The following is a 22,353-nucleotide window of genomic DNA, read 5'->3' on the forward strand; positions in this document are numbered from 1 at the left end:
AGGCTTACTATTCATAAGATGTAAAATTATCCGGAGAGCGTAATTGTTCTCCGGATTTTTTATTTTAATTTTTAGGTAATTTCATGCTTGGAAGCCTGTCTAGTCACATTGACAGGGGCTGGAACGTTGTGTACATTAGTGATTAATATTACTTACTATTATCATCAGCTTATTCATTTTTTCAGATGATGGCTCATGCCATTTGATAACATCGCGCCGGCGTAAAGCCGCGAAGATTTAAGGGGGAGAACAATCGGTGGAAGCTCTGGCACTTGAGCGCAAGCAGGAACAGAATCGTGAACTTCGTATACGTCTTGAACAGCTTAAAAAGGAAAGAAACGCAATCATTTTAGCTCATTATTATCAACGTGATGAAATTCAGGAAGTTGCCGATTTCCGGGGTGACTCTTTTTTACTCGCTCAGAAGGCTGCGGAGACAGATGCAGAGGTTATTGTATTCTGCGGTGTCCATTTCATGGGAGAAAGCGCTAAAATATTAGCACCAAACAAAACCGTCCTTATTCCTGATGAACGTGCAGGCTGCCCAATGGCTGATATGGTCAATGTAGATGGTTTGCGTAAGCTTAAAGCGCAACATCCAAATGCTAAAGTGGTGACTTATATCAACTCGTCTGCAGAGATTAAAGCGGAAACTGATATCTGTTGTACCTCTGCCAATGCCGTGAAAGTAATCGAATCCCTCGATGCTGAAGAAATTATCTGGGTACCCGATAAGAATCTTGGTCAATACGTACAAGATCAGACCGGCAAAAAACTGATTATATGGGAAGGCTATTGCAACACTCACGATATGTTGACTGTTAAAGATGTAGTAGAAATGAGAGCGAAATACCCTGAAGCAGAATTTGTAGTTCATCCAGAATGTCGTCCGGAAGTAGTGGCCATGGGTGATTATGTAGGCAGTACTACATCCATTCTCGAGTATTGCCGGAAATCCGACCGTAAGCAATTTATCGTTGGAACTGAGGATGGTACAGGATATCAGCTTCGTAAAGATAGTCCGGATAAAGAATTCCATTTTGCTACAAAATTTCTTGTTTGTCCTAATATGAAAGTTAACAATCTAAAAAAACTGGTGAAATGCCTGGAGACAATGAAGCCACAAATCTATGTACCGCCTGCTGTCGCCGACAAAGCCAGAACTTCCCTAGAGCGCATGCTACAAGTCCGGTAGTATGCGCTACTCTTTCGTTGAAACAGGTGAAACGCGGTCATGATTCCACAATATTTGGTTGATTTTGATCTTCGGGATATTCCTAAAGTAAAGACAGATTGTATTGTTATCGGTTCAGGGATTGCCGGATTGTTCACGGCTATTAAAGCCAGTGAAGATCGGCGTGTCATTATGATCACAAAAAAATCAGTAATGGAGAGTAATACTCGCTATGCACAGGGGGGAATTGCAGCTGTAATAGCTGAGGACGATTCTCCTGCTTACCACCGGCAGGATACCTTAATGGCTGGAGCAGGTCTTTGCTCATCCACAGCTGTCGATGCACTTGTTAATGAAGGACCAGATAGAGTTCATGAGCTAATTCGTTTAGGCACTCTTTTTGATAAGGAAGATGGGGTACTGGCTTTGACGCAGGAAGGAGCGCATAGCCACCGTCGTATTTTGCATGCTAATGGAGATGCTACAGGTTATGAGATTGTTCGTGCTTTGGCTGAACAGGTAGCAGAACATAAGAATATTGAGGTGTGGGATGATCATTACGTCATTGATCTCATCACTGAAGGCGGAGAATGTGTAGGCGCATTGTTGCAGCGTCCCGGGGGCGGAAGGTTATTCCTGCAAGGGGATGCGACTATTTTGTGCTCTGGTGGAGCAGGACAATTATTTAGATACACTACCAACCCTGAAGTAGCTACAGGCGATGGGGTAGCCATTGCCTATCGAGCCGGCGCTCATATAAGAGATATGGAATTTATTCAATTTCATCCTACAGCATTGAGTTATCCTGGAGCTCCTAGATTCCTAATCTCCGAAGCAGTTCGTGGGGAAGGCGCAGTATTGCGCAATATTAATGGAGAGCGGTTCATGGAGCGTTATCATGAGTTGCTTGAGCTAGCCCCACGAGATATTGTAGCTCGGGCAATTGTAAGTGAGATGGAGCTTACAAAGTCAACGTTTGTCTATTTGGATATTACGCATGAATCTCCAGAAATGGTGAAGCATCGGTTCCCTACAATACATGAGACATGTATGGGCTATGGATTGGATATTACAAGTGATTGGATTCCAGTGGCTCCAGCTGCGCATTATATGATGGGGGGCATTAAGACCGATCTGAATGGGGAGAGTACGATTCCCCGCTTGTTTGCTTGCGGAGAGGTTTCTTCCACAGGCGTACATGGGGCTAATCGATTAGCAAGCAATTCATTATCAGAAGCAGTTGTTTTTGGGCATCGTATTATTGAGCGGATTCGCAAATTATCCCCGCTTGGACGTGATGTTGTATCAGTTAGCAGCAACGATGGGCGTGTTGATTCGCCAACTCAAGCTATTGTGGAACGCCGTTTGAAGCTGCAAAAGGTAATGGTTCGATATGCTGGATTACGACGTAATGAAGAGACCTTGTCTAAGGGAATAGAAGAATTGAAACGGCAGCTACCCATCTTTGGATCCGTATTGACTAAACGCGAGGAATACGAGTTCGCTAATATGCTGACCTGCTGTTTGCTCGTGACAGAGTCTGCTCTTGCACGGGAAGAGAGTCGGGGGGCACATTACCGTGAGGATTATCCGCAGCGAAGTGATGTTCAGTGGCGCAAGCACCTGCTTCAAATTCGCGATCTGGGAATAGTGGAGGAATTAAGCGATGATGTTTAATGGTTACAATGAAGAACTAGTACAATCCATCAAGGCTTGGCTGCGGGAAGATGTTGGTTCCGGGGATGTAACAACACAGATGACGATACCTGTTGGCCATCAATCTAAAGGGATTATTCATGCTAAAGAAGATGGCGTAATTTGTGGTATCCCGATTGCAGAGTTGGTTTTTGAAATTGTTGATCCTACGCTTAGCTTTACAGCTCTTGTAGAAGAAGGTCAAGCAGTGACCAAAGGGACTGTAATTATTGAGGTGGAAGGCAGCACACACGCAATTCTTACAGGTGAACGGCTTGCGCTCAATTTGATGCAGCGTCTTTCGGGTGTTGCCTCACGTACGGCATCTTTCGTACAGGTGCTTGATGGATTATCGACTCGTCTAGTAGATACACGTAAGACTACACCAGGCCATCGTATGCTGGAGAAATATGCAGTTCGTGTTGGTGGAGGCTTTAATCATCGCTTTGGCTTATATGATGCGGTTATGATCAAGGACAATCATATCAAAGGTGCGGGTGGTATTCGGCAGGCTGTAGGTCGTGCTCGAAAGAACATCCCGCATACGATGAGCATTGAAGTAGAGACTGAGAACTTAGAGCAAGTCGAAGAGGCGCTGGCAGCAGGTGCTGATATTATTATGCTGGATAATATGTCTAACGAGATGATGAAGCAAGCGGTGGCTAGGATTAAAGCTAAAGCGCCACATGTCAAGACAGAGGCCTCCGGCAATGTATCGTTAGAAACGGTTCGTGGGATTGCAGAAACAGGCGTGGATGTGATTTCTGTAGGGCGCCTTACGTACTCCTTCTCCAGTCTGGATATTAGTCTAGACCTTAATGCCAAGAAGGAAGGGCCTTCATCATGATGCTTGCAGTTGATATCGGTAATACCAATATTGTTCTCGGCGTATACAGAAAGCGTGAATTGTTGCATCATTTCCGTCTAAGTACTGCGCGCCAATCGACCGTGGATGAATATGGAGTGCTGATACACAATCTTTTTCAGATGTCAGGGATTTCTGTCAAAGAGGTGGAAGGTGTAATTATATCCTCTGTAGTTCCACCCCTGGTTAAGACTATCGTGGATATGTGTATAAAGTATATAGGCAAAGATCCGTTACTCGTGGGACCAGGGATAAAAACGGGGCTTAATCTTCGCTATGAGAATCCACGTGAGATTGGTGCAGACCGGATTGTTAATGCGGTGGCTGCGATTGAACAATATAAATGTCCGCTTGTTGTTGTTGATTTTGGTACGGCTACGACCTTTGATTGTATCGATGCGGGAGCTAATTATCTCGGAGGAGCAATTGTTCCGGGGCTTGGTATTTCTACAGAGGCCTTATATCAGCGAGCATCCAAACTGCCACGAATTGAGTTAGAGAAGCCTAAAAAGGTTATCGGACGTAATACAGTGCATGCTATGCAGGCTGGTATTATTTTTGGGTACGCGGGTCAGGTTGAGGGAATCGTTAAGCGCATCAAAATTGAGATGAATGCTCCGGGTCTAAAGGTTATTTCTACCGGAGGTCTCGCTTCGCTAATTGCAGGTGAGACGGATTGTATCGACGAAGTAAACCCTATGTTAACACTAGAAGGATTACGAATTATTTATGACCGTAACCAATAAAGATAAAGAAGCCTAAAGGGCGAAGAGATAGGAGGGCTAAGCACCCAATGGAAAAAAAGAAGGATCGACTTATCCGTGGAACGGCTATGAATGGTAAAGTGAGAGCGTTTGCTGTCCGCACAACAGAATTGGTCGAGGAATTGCGGCGTAGACATGATACGTATCCGACGGCTACAGCCGCGTTAGGACGTACGGTTACCGCTGCAGCCATGATGGGCGCTATGCTCAAAGGTAGAGAGAAGCTATGCATCATGGTCAAAGGGGATGGACCGATTGGACAAATTGTTGCGGAGTCCAATGCGTTGGGTGAAGTGTGCGGATATGTACACCATCCTCACGTTCACTTACCTAGCAATAGCATGGGCAAATTAGATGTAGCTGGAGCTGTAGGGACGGAAGGGTTCATTGATATTATTAAGGATTTGGGTTTAAAGGAACCTTATCGAGGTAGTATTCCAATCATCTCTGGAGAGCTTGCAGAAGATTTCACTTATTATTTCGCTGTATCTGAGCAAACCCCAGCTGCCGTTGGCTTGGGTGTACTAGTGGATACTGATGAGTCAGTAATTGTAGCCGGAGGATTTATCGTGCAGCTTCTTCCAGGACTGACGGATGCGGAGATTACGGAGATCGAAAAAGCTCTAGGGGCTATGCCTTCCGTGACAACACTCCTTGATCAGGGCTTAGAGCCAGAAGAAATGCTGCGTTTTCTTTTGCCGGATGCCGTGGTTATGGATGAACTGGATATTAACTTTGCTTGTCAATGTTCGCGTGAGCGGGTAGAGCAGACATTGATTAGCCTTGGGCAAGCTGAACTGGAGAGAATAATTGCAGAAGATGAACAGGCTGAAGTTGTATGTCATTTTTGCAACGAGGCTTATGTTTTTAATAAGGACGAATTACAGGTCATTTTAGAACAAGCGAACTCGTAGGTCATGGGATGATGACGAGACAGGAACGCGCACTTCGCAATACGGTTGTTATTCTAGCTGTTGCATCTTTAATGCTCGGGGGTCTGTTATTCTGGAGTTTACGCGCCATGGCCCTTCTAAAAGGAGATACAACAGAGAGTGAAACATCGGAGATAGCGACTGCAGGCGGGCAACCGATAACAGATAAGCAGTGGATGGATGAGCTGAAAAAAAAGCATGGTTACGAAGTGCTAGTTGGAATAATTAATCATATTGTTGTGGAGATGGAAGCAAAGGCTCTGGGGATTACTGTGACGGACGATGAGGTTGAGCAGGAGCTTGCACGAACTATGGTTGGATACGGTTCCGAAGAACAGTATTATGCGCAAATGCAGTCTCAGCTGGGGTTATCCCGCCAGGAAGTGTTCGCAGAGACAGCTTATCGTCTAACCTTACAAGCGATAGCCACCGTGGGTATTACGATTAATGAAGCGGATATCGATACTTATTTAGATCAAAATGCTGAGCGGTTCACTCCGAAAAGAGAACTAGAGCTCTCCATGATCAAGGTTTCATCTTATGAAGAAGGCGAGCAGGTAATGGATCGCTTGGAGCAGGGTGAGAACTTTGCTGATTTGGCTAGGGAAGTGTCCATTGATGAAGCGAGTCGGCAGCAAGGAGGCAGTTTGGGGAAGGTGGAGGAAGACGATCCTTTTTGGCCTGAAGGACTGCTTAAGACTGCGGCTAGTTTGGATGCGGGTGATATAGCGGGACCGATTCAGGCGGAGGACGACTTCGCTATCATTCGACTAGAGAGTATTCACTCTCCAGCAGTTCCGGAGCAGAAGGAGATACGGGCGCTGATACGTCAAGAACTGGCTTTGGAGCAAGCACCTCCTCTACAACAAGTAGAGAGTGATTTGCGTACAAAATATGATGTGGCAATAAATATTGACAACAGCCTGCAAGATTGATAATATGATATTAACGTAAAACCTACCGTTTTAGTCGGAAATAACTAACGGTGGTCAAATATCTACACCTCTTTATAGCAGTTATTACTGCGTAAAAGGCACCCACATACAGAAGAGTAAAGTCATAATTTACGTTCTTATATTGCACTTATCATTCTAAGGAGGTTTTTGCTCATGGCTAAAGTCGTTAACAACGTAACAGAATTGATCGGCGGTACTCCGCTCGTTCGTTTGAATCGTCTGGCACAGGAAGGCTCCGCAGATATTTATTTGAAATTGGAATATCAGAACCCGGGATCAAGCGTAAAAGACCGTATCGCAATCAGCATCGTGGAAGAAGCTGAGCGCGAAGGTCTACTGAAGCCAGGAGGTACAATTGTAGAAGCAACTAGTGGTAACACTGGTATCGGCTTGGCACTTGTAGCTGCGGCTAAAGGTTATAAGGCAGTTATCGTAATGCCTGAAACCATGAGCTTGGAGCGTCGCAATCTACTTCGTGCATACGGAGCAGAATTGGTACTAACTCCAGGATCGGAAGGCATGAATGGTGCGGTTAAGAAAGCGGAAGAAATTCTGAAAGAGAACCCAAGCTATTTTCCATCCGAGCAATTCAAGAATAAAGCGAACGTGAAGATCCACCGTGAGACCACTGGACCTGAAATCGTTGAAGCGATTGAGTCCATCGGTGGCCCACTGGATGCTTTTATTGCAGGTATCGGAACAGGTGGAACGATCACGGGTGCAGGTGAAGTGCTGAAGAGCAAATATCCTGACGTGAAGATCTATGCTGTGGAACCTGCTGCTTCTCCAATCTTGGCAGGAGGCAAACCAGGCCCTCACAAAATCCAGGGTATCGGAGCTAACTTCATTCCTGAGATTCTGAACCAGGATATTTATGATGAGATTATCCATGTAGAGAACGATGAAGCATTCGAAACTGCACGCCGTGTAGCTAAAGAAGAAGGCGTTCTGTCCGGTATTTCTTCAGGTGCTGCTGTGTTTGCGGCGCTTAAGGTAGCTAAAGACTTGGGTCCTGGCAAAAAGGTAGTTGTCATTATTCCAAGTAACGGTGAACGTTACCTGAGCACACCACTTTACAATTTCGAAGCGTAATTGCTTGCAATAACGTAAATCTATAAGAGTCTTCATACCACCCTTTTGGTGGTGATGGAGACTCTTTTCGTTGATTAATAAGGCAAAAGGTTCTGTACATATACGGCAGGCTTGACGCGGTAACATCATTATTGTTGAAAAACACTTTGCTTTTTACTGAAAACGCAAAAACCATAATAATTTCCTATCGCTGGGGGCTTTTCAATAATGCCTTAAGTACAGTATACTGACAGGCAACATACTACTGACGATTTAAAATAGGCGAGGGCTGGACAAAACTAATGGAATGCTTACGAAGCGAGTTTTGTTGAGAAGTGATGACTAAGATGTAATGGCTTCATAAATTAAGCAAATGCTTACGAAGCGAGTTTTGTCCCGAAGAATAAACTGTAGGATTATGCTAGACAAAACTTAAGCAAATGCTTACGAAGTAAGTTTTATTGCGAAGTTATGTCTATGATGTAATGGCTCCATAAAACTAAGCATTTGCTTACGAAGCGAGTTTTGTCCCGAAGATTAAATTGTAGGATTATGCTAGACAAAACTTTTAGGAGGATGGCTTTGGAAATCATAACGACATGGCATGAGTGGGAACAATGGGCAGCTGAGGACTGGAGCATGTTCCCTTTAATAATAAAATCCCCCCGGTGCACAAACGAGTTGCCTGCATCGTGGGAGAAGGCCTGGGAATTAGCTTCCCAGTATTCTGTAGTCTTAGAAAGTGGCAAGGGCGGGCGCTTTACGTACTTAGGCTTAAATCCTGTCTCCATATTGAAGGGCAAAGAGGACAAGGCCGAAGTATTTAACTTTTCTACTGAATCTCTGGAATCAGCGGACGATGAGGAAATACATGAGGTAACAACGTTGCAAGGACAGCCGCTGGAACTGCTACAGCAATGGATGTCTGGCTTCACCTCGCCAAGTCTAAATGTTCAGGGCATTCCTCCATTTACAGGTGGATGCATTGGATTTCTAGGGTACGATGTGGTCCGCTCATTGGAGCGTTTGCCGTCTCTTGCACAAGATGATCCTGGTTTTCCTGATTATCTTTTTATGAGGATGGATGAGGTATGGATTTATGATCATGAAGAGCATGTGCTTTATTGTGCAGTTCACGTCCCGGTTCCAGCAGAATGCGGGATGGAGGAATTGCAGAACCTTTACCTCGGGGGGATAGAGCAGGCCGGGCGAATGGTTGAGCAATGGCAGTTGATTTCTTCAACCTCGGGCTTGAACAAAGAAACCGTAGATAGCATTGAATCCATTACGGCTTCATCAGGAGAGTGGCCGGGCATGACCTCGGCTTTTTCACCAGAGAAGTTCCAGCAGGCTGTGCTGGACGTTCAGGAATACATCCGCCAAGGCGATGTATTCCAAGTGAACCTCTCGCTGCGCCAGGAGGCGCAACTGAAGTCCTCGCCGGAGGATGTTTACGAGTGGCTGCGCAAGCTCAATCCGTCCCCGTACATGGGGCTCTTGCGGTCGCCCGGCTTCGCGCTGTCCAGCGCTTCACCGGAGCTGCTCGTCAAGCTGCACGGGGACAAAGTGAGCGCACGGCCAATCGCCGGCACCCGGCGCCGAGGCCTGACTCCCGCGGAGGATGCCGCCATGGAGGCGGAGCTTCGCGGGAGCGAAAAAGAGATCGCCGAGCATATCATGCTTGTCGATCTAGAGCGCAACGACATTGGACGTGTCGCTGCATACGGGTCCGTCAGCGTGCCTGAGCTGATGACGGTGGAGCGCTACTCTCATGTGATGCATCTCGTTTCGCAGGTTGAGGGCCAGGTCGCGCCTGATAAGGACGCTTACGCTGTTATCGCAGCTTTGTTCCCGGGGGGAACGATTACAGGTGCGCCTAAAGTAAGAACAATGGAAATCATTGAAGAACTGGAGCCGGTTCGGCGTGGACCGTATACAGGATCCATGGGCTTTATTGACTATAACGGAAATATGGAATTAAATATTATTATTAGAACACTGGCTGTAAAGGATGGAGTCGGATATATTCAGACAGGTGCAGGCATCGTGATCGACTCTGATCCATATCGTGAATACCGTGAATGCCATAATAAAGCCAAAGCGGTAGTGAAGGCAGTCCTCTGTAGTGAATTGCAGCAGGAATCCCAAACTACCGGCGGCGCCGAAGGGGGAGAAACACTGTGATCTTGGTCATCGATAATTATGATTCCTTTACGTATAACCTCGTGCAGTATTTGGGGGAACTAGGGGAAGAGGTTAAAGTACACCGCAACGATGAAATTACCATTGAAGAGATTGAAAAAATGGCTCCCGATCATATTCTAATTTCTCCAGGACCATGTACACCTAATGAAGCGGGGATCAGTTTGGAATTATTGCATCATTTCAAAGGTATTATTCCGATCTTCGGCGTATGCCTTGGACATCAGGCGATTGGCCAAGCATTTGGTGGCAATGTTATTCGTGCAGAGCGTTTGATGCATGGAAAGACATCTCCGATTCATCATAAAGGCACGTCGGTTTTTGAAGGTCTGGAGTCTCCTTTTACAGCAACTAGATATCATTCTTTGATTGTTGAACGTGAGAGTCTGCCCGATTGTCTGGAGATTACAGCGGAGACTGAAGAAGGGGAGATTATGGCACTGCGCCATAAAGAATACCCTATCGAAGGTGTGCAGTTCCACCCGGAATCTATTATTACGGATCATGGTCATACGATGCTGCGTAATTTCTTGAAACGGAGAGCCGGAGAAACGGCATGAAATATATAGGATTTAACAATGATGTCATAGATGCACGACAAGCCGTGGTTTCCGCACTGGATCACGGCTTTTTATACGGCATAGGGTTATTCGAGACTTTTCGGACGTATGGTGGACTGCCTTTTTTGCTGGAGCGTCATTTGAAGCGTATGGCGGAGGGGTGTAAGGAGCTTGGTATTCCCTTTGAGCAGGATGCTGAACATCTGCAGGAGTGGATTCAACGTGTTATGGACAAAAATGAATTAAAGGAAGCTTATATACGCTATACCGTGACCGCTGGCGAGGATATTCTCGGATTACCGGCGGACGATTACCGTGAGCCTAATCATTTGCTGTACATCAAAGCGCTCCCGAAAGCTCCTGATAAACTATATACCGAAGGCAAAGAGCTGCAACTGTTGTCCTTACGACGTAACACTCCTGAGGGAGCAGTGCGGTTCAAGTCGCTGCATTACATGAATAATATTTTGGCCAAGCGTGAGCTTAGGGGGTATGCCTCTGCTTCGAATGGTTCTGAAGGACTGATGTTGACCGAACAAGAGATCATAGCAGAGGGCATTGTCAGCAACATCTTTTTTATAAAAAACAATATTCTCCATACGCCGGATATCTCAACTGGGATTCTGCCGGGAATTACCCGGGAAATGGTAATGGAGCTGGCTCGTAGTGCTGGAATTAGGGTAGAAGAGGGCGCATATCACTGGGAGCAGTTGAAAATAGCCGACGAAGTATTTCTTACTAATTCCGTGCAAGAAATTGTTCCTGTCACAACGCTTTGGGAAAAAGATAAAAGATTTACCGTAGGCGATGGCCTTTGCGGCAAGATTACTTCGGTAATGATTTCAGCCTATAGAGAAAGGACGGGAGTATCGAATTGAGACCAGTCATATTTAAGCGGACGTACCGCTGTGGAAGTACAGATTTACAATTGGGAGATCGAACGCTGATTATGGGCATCCTGAATGTAACCCCGGATTCTTTTTCAGATGGAGGACTTTGGGATCATCCGGACAAAGCAGTAGAACATGCGCTGCGCATGGCTGCCGACGGTGCTGACATCATAGATATTGGTGGGGAGTCTACCCGTCCAGGTCATAAACCGGTGGGGCTTGAAGAGGAACTAGCGCGTGTATTGCCCGTCATCGAGAGTATTCATCGAGCGGCACCGCATATTCCATTATCTATTGATACCTACAAAGCTGAAGTGGCACGCCAAGCTATTGCCGCTGGTGCTCATATCATTAATGACATATGGGGCTGTAAGGCAGATCCGGAAATGGCGGCAGTGGCAGCGGCAGCGGACTGTCCTATTATTTTGATGCATAACCGTCAGGATCGTGAGTATACAAATCTAAGTGCAGATATGTCGGCAGACCTTAAGGAAAGTATTGACCTTGCTTTAGCCGCAGGCGTGAAGCCGGCCAATATTATCTTGGATCCAGGGATCGGCTTTGCTAAGGATTTTAATGAAAATTTGCAGGCAATGATGCTTTTGGACGGATTAACTGAGCTTGGCTATCCACTGTTACATGCGACTTCACGCAAAAAATTCATCCGGACGGTACTTGATTTACCCTCTGACGATGTTGTCGAAGGTACCGCAGCTACTGTAGCTTTCGGTATTGCTCAGGGCTGCCAGATCGTACGTGTGCATGATGTATCCCTGATTAAAAGAACGGTCAAGATGTGTGATGCGATGTTGTATGCTGCACCTCCAGTGGTGCGTGAATAAAGATATTTTAGAAAAAGGGCGGGTTTAAAGATGGATAAAATGACGCTGCATCGAATGGAATACTACGGATATCATGGTGTATTTGAAGAGGAGCGTAAGCTGGGTCAACGTTTTTACATTGATTTGGAGCTGGAGCTTGATCTGCAGGGAGCGGGTCAGAATGATGATTTGAACCAGACGGTGAACTATGCTGAAGTGCATGAGCTGGTCAAAAATATTGTCGAAATAAAGTCCTTTAAGTTGATTGAAGCTTTGGCAGAATACATTGCATCCTCCGTACTGGACACTTATACTGTTATCAATGCAGTAACGGTAAAAGTAACTAAACCGCATCCGCCATTCGACATTCATTTTCAGGGAGTGACTGTAGAGCTGCGCAGAACTAGAAAGTGAGAACAATGTCCATGAATATACATTCCACCTCTGAAGAATCAGAGGCTTATATTGCTTTAGGGGCTAATTTGGGTGACCGTGAGGGTACGCTGTCAGAGGCTTTGAACAGACTGAATAATCATGATGAAATAAAGGTGGTTCGCTGCTCCAAAGTTTACGAGACAGAGCCTGTAGGTTATTTAGATCAGCCACAGTTTCTCAATATGGCAGCAGCTTTGCGCACGACGCTTGCGCCAGAGACCTTGCTGGAAGTAATGCTGGGGATTGAGACGCAGCTGGGTCGTATCCGGGATATCCGGTATGGGCCGAGAACGGTAGATCTAGATCTATTGTGGGTAGAGGGGCAGACACTGGATACCCCGCATTTAACGTTACCGCATCCGCGTATGTTTGAGCGTGCATTTGTAATGCTTCCGCTCAGTGATATCGTTCCACAGGACGAACAGTCTTCCGGACTCCGCAAGTTGATCACAGCAGCGCTTCAAGACATAGACGGGAAGGAAGGAATTCGGTTGTGGACAACAAGCGTATGGGACGGAGGATCAGGGCATTCCGCAAGCTAAAAGGCTACACTCAACAGGAGCTTGCGGATCTCGCTGGGATTTCATTGGCTGTGCTTGGCGCAGTCGAGAGAGGCAACAGACATTTGGAAGATCAAATTTTAGATAAAATTGCGAATGTCCTAGGGGTTACAACCGAAGAATTGGCAAATCCTAACTCATAATTTTTAAGGAATACAAATAGGAATAAGGAAATGATACGAATGCTGAAGATTGGCGACATTGAGATGAAGAATCAAGTTGTTCTGGCACCTATGGCTGGCGTTTGCAATCCAGCTTTTCGTCTAATCGCTAAAGAGTTTGGTACAGGTTTAGTCTGTGCAGAAATGGTGAGCGACAAGGCTATTATTCACGGAAATACGCGTACTCGCGAAATGTTGTTCGTGGATGAACGTGAGAAACCGCTTAGTTTGCAGATTTTTGGTGGAGACAGAGAGTCACTGGTACAAGCGGCAAAAGTAGTTGATAAAGAGACCAATGCTGATATTATCGATATCAATATGGGATGCCCGGTGCCTAAAGTAACAAAATGTGATGCGGGAGCCCGTTGGCTTCTGAATCCCGACAAAATCTATGAAATGGTATCCGCGGTTGTCGATGTTGTTGATAAGCCTGTAACTGTGAAGATGCGGATTGGCTGGGATAGTGAGCATATTTTTGTCGAAGATAATGCGCGTGCAGTAGAACGTGCGGGTGGCAAGGCTGTCAGTGTACACGGACGAACACGGGAGCAACTCTACACGGGTCGTGCGGATTGGAATTATATCAAGATGGCAAAGGAAGCGGTCTCCATTCCGGTTATCGGCAATGGGGATGTCAATACACCTGAAGATGCTCGGGCTATGCTTGATCAGACGGGTTGTGATGGTGTGATGATCGGGCGTGGTGCGCTAGGTAACCCATGGATGCTGTATCGTACGATTCAGTATTTAAGCACCGGGGAACTGATGCCTGAGCCGGGGTTAGATGAGAAAATTAAGGTTGCCATTCTTCATATGGATCGACTGGTTGCTCTTAAGGGAGAAGCCATTGCTGTTCGTGATATGCGTAAGCATATGGCTTGGTATTTAAAAGGCCTAAAGTCTGCTGCACGTGTGAAGGATGTACTCATGTTAGAGACCAAACGTGATGGAATGGTGAAGATTTTGAATGATTTTGTCGTTCAACTTCAGCATGAAGAAGCGAATAAGGGGAATGAAATGTCTTCATCCGCAGTATAAACGTTATTTTCCTAACGCTTTTTGAACACATCCCACTTTATATGTGGTGTCATTGACATTTTGTAGCGGTTCCAATATAATTTCACAGTATAAAATCGCCGTTACAGTAAGAGCAATGCAGCAGGGAGTGTTCTTATCCTCCTAGATTAGCATATAGTATGGTGTTTTCAATAATTGTATACGACAGGAGAATCGGTTGAGATGAGCGATAAAGAAGTCATCCTTACGCCGGACGGGCTAAAGCGTCTGGAAGATGAGCTGGAGACCCTCAAATCTGTGAAACGCCGTGAGGTTGCTGAACGGATTAAGGTAGCGATTGGCTACGGAGATATCAGTGAGAACTCGGAGTATGAAGACGCGAAGAATGAGCAGGCTTTTATCGAAGGACGCGTTATCACCTTGGAGAAGATGCTTCGCAACGCGCGCATCATTAATAGCGACGAGATCGTTACTGATGTGGTAAGTATCGGTGTTACTGTAAGTGTAGAAGATTTGGAATATGGTGACACTATGGAATACACGATCGTAGGTACAGCGGAGTCCGATCCACTGAATAATAAGATCTCCAATGAAAGTCCAGTAGGCAAAGCCATCATCGGCAAGAAAATAGGCACGATTGTTGACGTTAATACACCTGCAGGCGTTATTCAATATAAAATTCTCGATATCAGAATGAAGTAGTGTACAGATCTTATAGTCTGTAAATAGATGTGCTGCCGAATGTATAAGTAGTTTTGTTGTATGCAGGCAGATAAGGGAACATTGTTTGGGAAAGCTTCCTTAGGGAAGCTTTTTTTCAAAATATAAGGGATTTATATCTGTAAGGGGATGAATAGCATGACCGAGGAAATCAATAATGTGGAAAATGCAGAGAACGAACTTAGTGAGCTTTTGCAAATCCGCCGTGCCAAATTGGACGAGCTAAGAGGACTTGGTATCGATCCTTTCGGCAAAAAGTATGAGCGTACAGCTAACGCTGGCGACTTAGTATCGAAGTATGATGGACTTTCTAAAGAAGAATTGGACGAGCTATCCGTTGAAGTCAGCATAGCAGGCCGTATTATGGCAAAACGTGTGATGGGTAAAGCCAGTTTTGCGCATATCCAAGACCTCAGTGGAAGAATCCAGCTTTATGTTCGTCAAGACAGCATTCCTGAAACGCAATACGCAGCGTTCAATGTTCTCGATCTAGGAGATATCATCGGCGTTCGCGGAACAGTATTCAAAACTAAAACAGGCGAGACCTCCATCAAAGTGCATAATCTCGAAGTCTTGTCCAAGTCCTTGTTGCCACTTCCTGAGAAATATCATGGCCTTAAAGATGTAGAGCTGCGTTACCGTCAGCGCTATGTTGATTTGATTATTAATCCAGAAGTTCAACAGACATTTATTGCTCGTTCAAGAATCATTCAATCGATGCGTCGTTATTTGGATTCACTTGGTTATCTTGAAGTCGAAACACCAACACTTCATGCGATTGCCGGTGGAGCTGCTGCGCGTCCGTTTATCACTTACCACAATACGCTTGAAATGCAGCTGTATATGCGGATTGCGATTGAGCTTCATTTGAAACGTCTTATTGTTGGTGGATTGGAAAAAGTATACGAAATCGGTCGTGTCTACCGTAATGAAGGGATCTCGACTCGTCATAATCCTGAGTTTACTATGATTGAGCTGTATGAAGCTTATGCTGATTACAAGGACATCATGAACCTTACGGAGAATATGATCGCTCATATTGCCCAAGAGGTATTAGGAACTCAACAGGTCGACTATCAGGGCAAGCCGGTAGATCTGTCACCAGGATGGCGTCGTGTAACTATGGTTGATGCCGTTAAAGAAGTAACCGGTGTTGATTTCAGTGTTCATATGACAGATGAGGAAGCACAGGCTCTCGCAAAAGAGCACCGTGTACCTGTAGAGAAGCACATGTCTTTCGGCCATATCCTAAATGCTTTCTTCGAGCAATTTGTAGAGGAAACTCTGATTCAGCCTACCTTTGTAATGGGACATCCGGTTGAAATCTCACCACTTGCTAAGAAAAACGATGAGGATCCACGCTTCACCGATCGTTTTGAATTGTTTATTGTGGGTCGTGAGCATGCGAATGCATTTAGTGAATTGAATGATCCGATCGACCAACGTCAACGCTTTGAAGCGCAAATCCAGGAGAAAGAGCAAGGAAATGACGAAGCTCATGAGATGGATGATGACTTCATCCGTGCTTTGGAATATGGTATGCCTCCTACTGGTGGACTAGGAATCGGTGTTGACCGTTTGATTATGTTGCTTACGAATTCTGCATCTATTCGTGATGTACTGCTGTTCCCGCATATGCGTAACCGTACAAACGAATAGTATTTATACAACAATGAGCACGGGGGAGCTGTCTAACGGCGGTTCTCCTTGGCTACTGTTGATCAGAAGGTAAGGGTTTCAGTATTGTTTTGAGGATATATAGCTTAATGCTAATTTGTTTGAAAAAAAGTGTTGCAATCAATCTCTATACATGATATATTCTAAGTCCGGCCAAGAAATACACATGCCGAGCTCGAAAAAGAAGTTGAAAAAAGAGCTTGACATTAAATAGCCGGACATGATATGGTATAAGAGTTGCTGCTGAGACATTAAACGGCACCAACGAGAACTTGATCTTTGAAAACTGAACAACGAGTGAGTAGGAAATCACGAAAGTGAAATCCAAAACTGATGAGTTTCACAGCGTACTTTACGCTTTTGAAATTTCATCGTGAGAATTAATTTTCTCGTCAGATGTTTCAAAATGAGCATATCGCTCTTTTCAATACTAATTGGAGAGTTTGATCCTGGCTCAGGACGAACGCTGGCGGCGTGCCTAATACATGCAAGTCGAGCGGAGTTATTTTGAAAGCTTGCTTTCAAAATAACTTAGCGGCGGACGGGTGAGTAACACGTAGGCAACCTGCCCCTTAGACTGGGATAACTACCGGAAACGGTAGCTAATACCGGATAATTTCTTTTTTCTCCTGAAGGAAGAATGAAAGACGGAGCAATCTGTCACTGAGGGATGGGCCTGCGGCGCATTAGCTAGTTGGTGGGGTAACGGCCCACCAAGGCGACGATGCGTAGCCGACCTGAGAGGGTGAACGGCCACACTGGGACTGAGACACGGCCCAGACTCCTACGGGAGGCAGCAGTAGGGAATCTTCCGCAATGGACGAAAGTCTGACGGAGCAACGCCGCGTGAGTGATGAAGGTTTTCGGATCGTAAAGCTCTGTTGCCAGGGAAGAACGTCCGGTAGAGTAACTGCTATCGGAGTGACGGTACCTGAGAAGAAAGCCCCGGCTAACTACGTGCCAGCAGCCGCGGTAATACGTAGGGGGCAAGCGTTGTCCGGAATTATTGGGCGTAAAGCGCGCGCAGGCGGTCATTTAAGTCTGGTGTTTAAACCTTGGGCTCAACCTAAGGTCGCACTGGAAACTGGGTGACTTGAGTACAGAAGAGGAAAGTGGAATTCCACGTGTAGCGGTGAAATGCGTAGATATGTGGAGGAACACCAGTGGCGAAGGCGACTTTCTGGGCTGTAACTGACGCTGAGGCGCGAAAGCGTGGGGAGCAAACAGGATTAGATACCCTGGTAGTCCACGCCGTAAACGATGAGTGCTAGGTGTTAGGGGTTTCGATACCCTTGGTGCCGAAGTTAACACAGTAAGCACTCCGCCTGGGGAGTACGGTCGCAAGACTGAAACTCAAAGGAATTGACGGGGACCCGCACAAGCAGTGGAGTATGTGGTTTAATTCGAAGCAACGCGAAGAACCTTACCAGGTCTTGACATCCCTCTGAATCTGCTAGAGATAGCAGCGGCCTTCGGGACAGAGGAGACAGGTGGTGCATGGTTGTCGTCAGCTCGTGTCGTGAGATGTTGGGTTAAGTCCCGCAACGAGCGCAACCCTTAACTTTAGTTGCCAGCAAGTAATGTTGGGCACTCTAGAGTGACTGCCGGTGACAAACCGGAGGAAGGTGGGGATGACGTCAAATCATCATGCCCCTTATGACCTGGGCTACACACGTACTACAATGGCCGGTACAACGGGAAGCGAAGCCGCGAGGTGGAGCCAATCCCATCAAAGCCGGTCTCAGTTCGGATTGCAGGCTGCAACTCGCCTGCATGAAGTCGGAATTGCTAGTAATCGCGGATCAGCATGCCGCGGTGAATACGTTCCCGGGTCTTGTACACACCGCCCGTCACACCACGAGAGTTTACAACACCCGAAGTCGGTGGGGTAACCCGCAAGGGAGCCAGCCGCCGAAGGTGGGGTAGATGATTGGGGTGAAGTCGTAACAAGGTAGCCGTATCGGAAGGTGCGGCTGGATCACCTCCTTTCTATGGAGAATCGTCTTCTGCAATGAAGACATTCAAATCGGAAGTTAAACTTCCACAATCTCAGGTTTAGGCCTGTTACTCACTCGTTGCTCAGTTTTGAGAGTTTAAGCTCTCAAGTAAGACTTGATCCTTGAAAACTGGATACCGAAACGAATTTGCGTTTTAGAACATCTTTTAGCAACTTGTGCAAACAAGTAAATGTTATTAGTGAGATGATTCCAAGAGAGATATCGTATGATATTTTCCTGCGGAAAAATCAAGGTTAAGCTAATAAGAGCACACGGAGGATGCCTAGGCGCCAGGAGCCGACGAAGGACGTGGCGAACAACGAAACTGCCTCGGGGAGCTGTAAGCAAGCTTTGATCCGGGGGTGTCCGAATGGGGAAACCCAGCTGTGGTAATTCGCAGTTACTCACATCTGAATACATAGGGTGTGTAGAGGCAGACCAGGGGAACTGAAACATCTAAGTACCCTGAGGAAGAGAAAACAATAGTGATTCCGTCAGTAGCGGCGAGCGAACGCGGAACAGCCTAAACCTAAGAGCTTGCTCTTAGGGGTTGTGGGACGTCTCACATGGAGTTACAAAGGAATATGGTAGGCGAAGAGGTCTGGAAAGGCCCGCGATAGAGGTAAAAGCCCTGTAGCCTAAACTGTGTTCTCTCCGAGACGGATCCCGAGTAGTGCGGGGCACGTGAAACCCCGTATGAATCCAGCAGGACCATCTGCTAAGGCTAAATACTACCTGGCGACCGATAGTGAAACAGTACCGTGAGGGAAAGGTGAAAAGCACCCCGGAAGGGGAGTGAAATAGAACCTGAAACCGTGTGCTTACAAAAAGTCAGAGCCCTATCTATGGGTGATGGCGTGCCTTTTGTAGAATGAACCGGCGAGTTACGTTTAACATGCAAGGTTAAGTCGAGAAGACGGAGCCGCAGCGAAAGCGAGTCTGAATAGGGCGACTCAGTATGTGGACGTAGACCCGAAACCGTGTGATCTACCCCTGTCCAGGGTGAAGGTGCGGTAACACGCACTGGAGGCCCGAACCCACGCACGTTGAAAAGTGCGGGGATGAGGTGGGGGTAGCGGAGAAATTCCAATCGAACTCGGAGATAGCTGGTTCTCCCCGAAATAGCTTTAGGGCTAGCCTCGGTATAAGAGTAGTGGAGGTAGAGCACTGATTGGGTGCGGGGTCCGCAAGGATTACCAAGCTCAGTCAAACTCCGAATGCCATATACTTATTGCCGGGAGTCAGACAGTGAGTGCTAAGATCCATTGTCAAAAGGGAAACAGCCCAGACCATCAGCTAAGGTCCCCAAGTGTGTGTTAAGTGGGAAAGGATGTGGAGTTGCACAGACAACCAGGATGTTGGCTTAGAAGCAGCCACCATTGAAAGAGTGCGTAATAGCTCACTGGTCGAGTGACTCTGCGCCGAAAATGTAACGGGGCTAAACACACCACCGAAGCTATGGCTAGATACGTATGTATCTGGGGTAGGGGAGCGTTGTATGTGGGTTGAAGGTGTACCGTAAGGAGCGCTGGACAGCATACAAGTGAGAATGCCGGTATGAGTAACGAAAAGATCAGTGAGAATCTGATCCGCCGAAAGCCCAAGGTTTCCTGAGGAAGGCTCGTCCGCTCAGGGTAAGTCGGGACCTAAGGCGAGGCCGAAAGGCGTAGTCGAAGGACAACAGTTTGAAATTACTGTACCACCGTAATCCGCTATGAGCGATGGGGTGACGCAGGAGGGTAGTGACGCGGACTGATGGATATGTCCGTCTAAGCAGTGAGGCTGATGTGTAGGCAAATCCGCACATCGTTAAGGCTGGGCTGTGATGGGGAGCGAAAATTGTAGTAGCGAAGGTCATGATCTCACACTGCCAAGAAAAGCCTCTAGCCAGGAGAAGGTGCCCGTACCGCAAACCGACACAGGTAGGCGAGAAGAGAATTCTAAGGCGCGCGGAAGAACTCTCGTTAAGGAACTCGGCAAAATGACCCCGTAACTTCGGGAGAAGGGGTGCCCCGGTAGTGTGAATAGCACGAGGGGGCCGCAGTGAAAAGGCCCAAGCGACTGTTTAGCAAAAACACAGGTCTGTGCGAAGCCGCAAGGCGAAGTATACGGGCTGACGCCTGCCCGGTGCTGGAAGGTTAAGGGGAGTGGTTAGGGGTAACCCGAAGCTATGAACCGAAGCCCCAGTAAACGGCGGCCGTAACTATAACGGTCCTAAGGTAGCGAAATTCCTTGTCAGGTAAATTCTGACCCGCACGAATGGCGTAACGACTTGGGCGCTGTCTCAACGAGAGATCCGGTGAAATTTTAATACCTGTGAAGATGCAGGTTACCCGCGACAAGACGGAAAGACCCCATGGAGCTTTACTGCAGCTTGATATTGAATTTGGGTACGATCTGTACAGGATAGGTGGGAGCCGTAGAAATCGGAGCGCAAGCTTCGGTGGAGGCGCCGTTGGGATACCACCCTGATCGTATCTAGGTTCTAACCTAGTGCCCTAATCGGGTACGGGGACCGTGTCAGGCGGGCAGTTTGACTGGGGCGGTCGCCTCCTAAAGAGTAACGGAGGCGTTCCAAGGTTCCCTCAGAATGGTTGGAAATCATTCGAAGAGTGCAAAGGCATAAGGGAGCTTGACTGCGAGACCTACAAGTCGAGCAGGGACGAAAGTCGGACTTAGTGATCCGGTGGTACCGCATGGAAGGGCCATCGCTCAACGGATAAAAGCTACCCTGGGGATAACAGGCTTATCTCCCCCAAGAGTCCACATCGACGGGGAGGTTTGGCACCTCGATGTCGGCTCATCGCATCCTGGGGCTGAAGTAGGTCCCAAGGGTTGGGCTGTTCGCCCATTAAAGCGGTACGCGAGCTGGGTTCAGAACGTCGTGAGACAGTTCGGTCCCTATCTGTCGTGGGCGCAGGAAATTTGAGAGGAGCTGTCCTTAGTACGAGAGGACCGGGATGGACGTACCGCTGGTGCACCAGTTGTTCCGCCAGGAGCATGGCTGGGTAGCTACGTACGGACGGGATAAGCGCTGAAAGCATCTAAGCGTGAAGCCCCCCTCAAGATGAGATTTCCCAATTAGTAAGACCCCTTGAAGACGACGAGGTAGATAGGTTGGAGGTGGAAGTGCAGTAATGCATGGAGCTGACCAATACTAATCGGTCGAGGGCTTATCCTATACTTAAAACGCAAATTCAATTCGGATTCAGTTTTCAGGCATCAAGCCTGTAACACGCTTAGAAATTTATTCTCACTTCTGGTGATGAAGCAAATTTCACGCGGCAGCGTCTGTTTCACAGACGCATGTTTGGTGGCGATAGCGGAGGGGTTCCACGCGTACCCATCCCGAACACGACCGTTAAGCCCTCCAGCGCCGATGGTACTTGGACCGAAGGGTCCTGGGAGAGTAGGACGTTGCCAAGCACGCAAGACCACTGTTGAGAAATCGACAGTGGTCTTTTTGTTGTATTATTGAAGAATTCATTAGGGTTTAATTTGAGATACTACAGTAGAGATAGGCGTAAGGATTGGTGGTGGCTGTGGTGAATTTTATAATTCCACTACAAAACGTCCACTGTGCGTGGACAATAGTCCAATAATTCGCTTACTCGAGAGTCGTTTTTTGAATACCTACTCTGATGATGTAATGTTCTTGACAGTCCAAATGCCCTTTGCTAAGATGGCAATAATATATTTTTGGATGAGCATCACAAACCTAAATTGAAGATATGAACTTGTTCTACTTCCAGATGTACAGAGTTGTCTGTCGTGAATGGACTTAAAGGCGAAGGTTCTTCTTTATAAAGTTTGTAGGCGGGTATAATTTAAAAACAACCGAGGAGGAATGACCCAG

At 46.8% G+C, this 22,353-nt stretch carries 17 protein-coding genes and 3 rRNA genes; all 20 read left to right on the forward strand.

Annotation, left to right across the window (positions count from 1 at the left end; translation table 11 throughout):
- The first annotated feature begins 256 nt into the window (after positions 1–256).
- The gene (nadA, locus tag NSU15_RS00345; RefSeq protein WP_042183878.1) at positions 257–1,195 is read left to right on the forward strand and encodes a quinolinate synthase NadA; all 939 of its coding nucleotides are present in this window, start codon (positions 257–259) and stop codon (positions 1,193–1,195) included.
- Between the two features lie 39 nt (positions 1,196–1,234).
- Positions 1,235–2,851: an L-aspartate oxidase gene (gene nadB, locus NSU15_RS00350; protein ID WP_042123158.1), complete on the forward strand. Its 1,617-nt coding sequence runs from the start codon at positions 1,235–1,237 to the stop codon at positions 2,849–2,851.
- Entirely contained in the window at positions 2,841–3,716 is an 876-nt protein-coding gene (gene nadC / locus NSU15_RS00355; RefSeq protein WP_042123160.1) for a carboxylating nicotinate-nucleotide diphosphorylase, read from the forward strand. The genes nadB and nadC overlap by 11 nt, the downstream gene beginning before the upstream one ends.
- Positions 3,713–4,480, forward strand: a complete 768-nt coding sequence (locus NSU15_RS00360) for a type III pantothenate kinase (RefSeq protein ID WP_042123162.1) — start codon at positions 3,713–3,715, stop codon at positions 4,478–4,480. The genes nadC and NSU15_RS00360 overlap by 4 nt, the downstream gene beginning before the upstream one ends.
- A 47-nt stretch (positions 4,481–4,527) precedes the next feature.
- Complete coding sequence (hslO, locus tag NSU15_RS00365; protein WP_042123163.1) at positions 4,528–5,412, forward strand: Hsp33 family molecular chaperone HslO; 885 nt, start codon at positions 4,528–4,530, stop codon at positions 5,410–5,412.
- 8 nt (positions 5,413–5,420) lie between these two features.
- On the forward strand, positions 5,421–6,365 hold the full coding sequence (locus tag NSU15_RS00370) for a peptidylprolyl isomerase (protein WP_339288720.1): 945 nt from the start codon (positions 5,421–5,423) through the stop codon (positions 6,363–6,365).
- 174 nt (positions 6,366–6,539) lie between these two features.
- Positions 6,540–7,478 carry a cysteine synthase A gene (cysK, locus tag NSU15_RS00375; RefSeq protein ID WP_042123166.1) on the forward strand — a complete coding sequence of 313 codons (939 nt, stop codon included), beginning with the start codon at positions 6,540–6,542 and terminating at the stop codon, positions 7,476–7,478.
- A gap of 555 nt (positions 7,479–8,033) precedes the next feature.
- Positions 8,034–9,641, forward strand: a complete 1,608-nt coding sequence (locus NSU15_RS00380) for an anthranilate synthase component I family protein (RefSeq protein WP_339288722.1) — start codon at positions 8,034–8,036, stop codon at positions 9,639–9,641.
- Positions 9,638–10,219 (forward strand): aminodeoxychorismate/anthranilate synthase component II, encoded by a 582-nt coding sequence (gene pabA, locus NSU15_RS00385; RefSeq protein ID WP_042123170.1) that lies wholly within the window; start codon positions 9,638–9,640, stop codon positions 10,217–10,219. The genes NSU15_RS00380 and pabA overlap by 4 nt, the downstream gene beginning before the upstream one ends.
- Positions 10,216–11,097 carry an aminodeoxychorismate lyase gene (gene pabC / locus NSU15_RS00390; protein ID WP_042123172.1) on the forward strand — a complete coding sequence of 294 codons (882 nt, stop codon included), beginning with the start codon at positions 10,216–10,218 and terminating at the stop codon, positions 11,095–11,097. Before pabA ends, pabC begins: the two co-directional genes overlap by 4 nt.
- Complete coding sequence (folP, locus tag NSU15_RS00395) at positions 11,094–11,951, forward strand: dihydropteroate synthase (RefSeq protein WP_339288724.1); 858 nt, start codon at positions 11,094–11,096, stop codon at positions 11,949–11,951. The genes pabC and folP overlap by 4 nt, the downstream gene beginning before the upstream one ends.
- A gap of 30 nt (positions 11,952–11,981) precedes the next feature.
- A complete protein-coding gene (gene folB / locus NSU15_RS00400) occupies positions 11,982–12,344 on the forward strand; it encodes a dihydroneopterin aldolase (RefSeq protein WP_042183904.1) in 363 nt (120 codons plus the stop codon).
- An 11-nt stretch (positions 12,345–12,355) separates the two neighbouring features.
- Positions 12,356–12,907 carry a 2-amino-4-hydroxy-6-hydroxymethyldihydropteridine diphosphokinase gene (gene folK / locus NSU15_RS00405; RefSeq protein ID WP_339288725.1) on the forward strand — a complete coding sequence of 184 codons (552 nt, stop codon included), beginning with the start codon at positions 12,356–12,358 and terminating at the stop codon, positions 12,905–12,907.
- On the forward strand, positions 12,859–13,068 hold the full coding sequence (locus NSU15_RS00410) for a helix-turn-helix transcriptional regulator (protein ID WP_042123178.1): 210 nt from the start codon (positions 12,859–12,861) through the stop codon (positions 13,066–13,068). The genes folK and NSU15_RS00410 overlap by 49 nt, the downstream gene beginning before the upstream one ends.
- A gap of 39 nt (positions 13,069–13,107) precedes the next feature.
- The gene (gene dusB / locus NSU15_RS00415) at positions 13,108–14,124 is read left to right on the forward strand and encodes a tRNA dihydrouridine synthase DusB (protein ID WP_042123180.1); all 1,017 of its coding nucleotides are present in this window, start codon (positions 13,108–13,110) and stop codon (positions 14,122–14,124) included.
- A 201-nt stretch (positions 14,125–14,325) separates the two neighbouring features.
- On the forward strand, positions 14,326–14,805 hold the full coding sequence (greA, locus tag NSU15_RS00420; RefSeq protein ID WP_042123182.1) for a transcription elongation factor GreA: 480 nt from the start codon (positions 14,326–14,328) through the stop codon (positions 14,803–14,805).
- 156 nt (positions 14,806–14,961) lie between these two features.
- Complete coding sequence (gene lysS, locus NSU15_RS00425) at positions 14,962–16,482, forward strand: lysine--tRNA ligase (RefSeq protein ID WP_170880371.1); 1,521 nt, start codon at positions 14,962–14,964, stop codon at positions 16,480–16,482.
- Between the two features lie 449 nt (positions 16,483–16,931).
- A 16S ribosomal RNA gene (locus tag NSU15_RS00430) occupies positions 16,932–18,489 on the forward strand.
- Positions 18,490–18,749: 260 nt separating this feature from the next.
- Positions 18,750–21,678, forward strand: a 23S ribosomal RNA gene (locus NSU15_RS00435).
- 128 nt (positions 21,679–21,806) lie between these two features.
- Positions 21,807–21,923: ribosomal RNA gene (rrf, locus tag NSU15_RS00440) — 5S ribosomal RNA — on the forward strand.
- Together the 16S, 23S and 5S rRNA genes form the textbook arrangement of a ribosomal RNA operon.
- The last annotated feature ends 430 nt before the right edge of the window (positions 21,924–22,353 follow it).

Source organism: Paenibacillus sp. FSL E2-0201, assembly GCF_037963325.1.
GTDB lineage: Bacteria > Bacillota > Bacilli > Paenibacillales > Paenibacillaceae > Paenibacillus_AQ.

What these genes read in the sequence shown, in the direction of transcription:
- nadB (WP_042123158.1), top strand. Translation starts at nt 1,235, where the DNA reads ATGATTCCACAATATTTGGTTGATTTTGATCTTCGGGATATTCCTAAA.
- nadC (WP_042123160.1), top strand. Translation starts at nt 2,841, where the DNA reads ATGATGTTTAATGGTTACAATGAAGAACTAGTACAATCCATCAAGGCT.
- NSU15_RS00360 (WP_042123162.1), top strand. Translation starts at nt 3,713, where the DNA reads ATGATGCTTGCAGTTGATATCGGTAATACCAATATTGTTCTCGGCGTA.
- hslO (WP_042123163.1), top strand. Translation starts at nt 4,528, where the DNA reads ATGGAAAAAAAGAAGGATCGACTTATCCGTGGAACGGCTATGAATGGT.
- NSU15_RS00370 (WP_339288720.1), top strand. Translation starts at nt 5,421, where the DNA reads ATGATGACGAGACAGGAACGCGCACTTCGCAATACGGTTGTTATTCTA.
- cysK (WP_042123166.1), top strand. Translation starts at nt 6,540, where the DNA reads ATGGCTAAAGTCGTTAACAACGTAACAGAATTGATCGGCGGTACTCCG.
- NSU15_RS00380 (WP_339288722.1), top strand. Translation starts at nt 8,034, where the DNA reads ATGGCTTTGGAAATCATAACGACATGGCATGAGTGGGAACAATGGGCA.
- pabC (WP_042123172.1), top strand. Translation starts at nt 10,216, where the DNA reads ATGAAATATATAGGATTTAACAATGATGTCATAGATGCACGACAAGCC.
- folB (WP_042183904.1), top strand. Translation starts at nt 11,982, where the DNA reads ATGGATAAAATGACGCTGCATCGAATGGAATACTACGGATATCATGGT.
- folK (WP_339288725.1), top strand. Translation starts at nt 12,356, where the DNA reads ATGAATATACATTCCACCTCTGAAGAATCAGAGGCTTATATTGCTTTA.
- dusB (WP_042123180.1), top strand. Translation starts at nt 13,108, where the DNA reads ATGCTGAAGATTGGCGACATTGAGATGAAGAATCAAGTTGTTCTGGCA.
- greA (WP_042123182.1), top strand. Translation starts at nt 14,326, where the DNA reads ATGAGCGATAAAGAAGTCATCCTTACGCCGGACGGGCTAAAGCGTCTG.
- lysS (WP_170880371.1), top strand. Translation starts at nt 14,962, where the DNA reads ATGACCGAGGAAATCAATAATGTGGAAAATGCAGAGAACGAACTTAGT.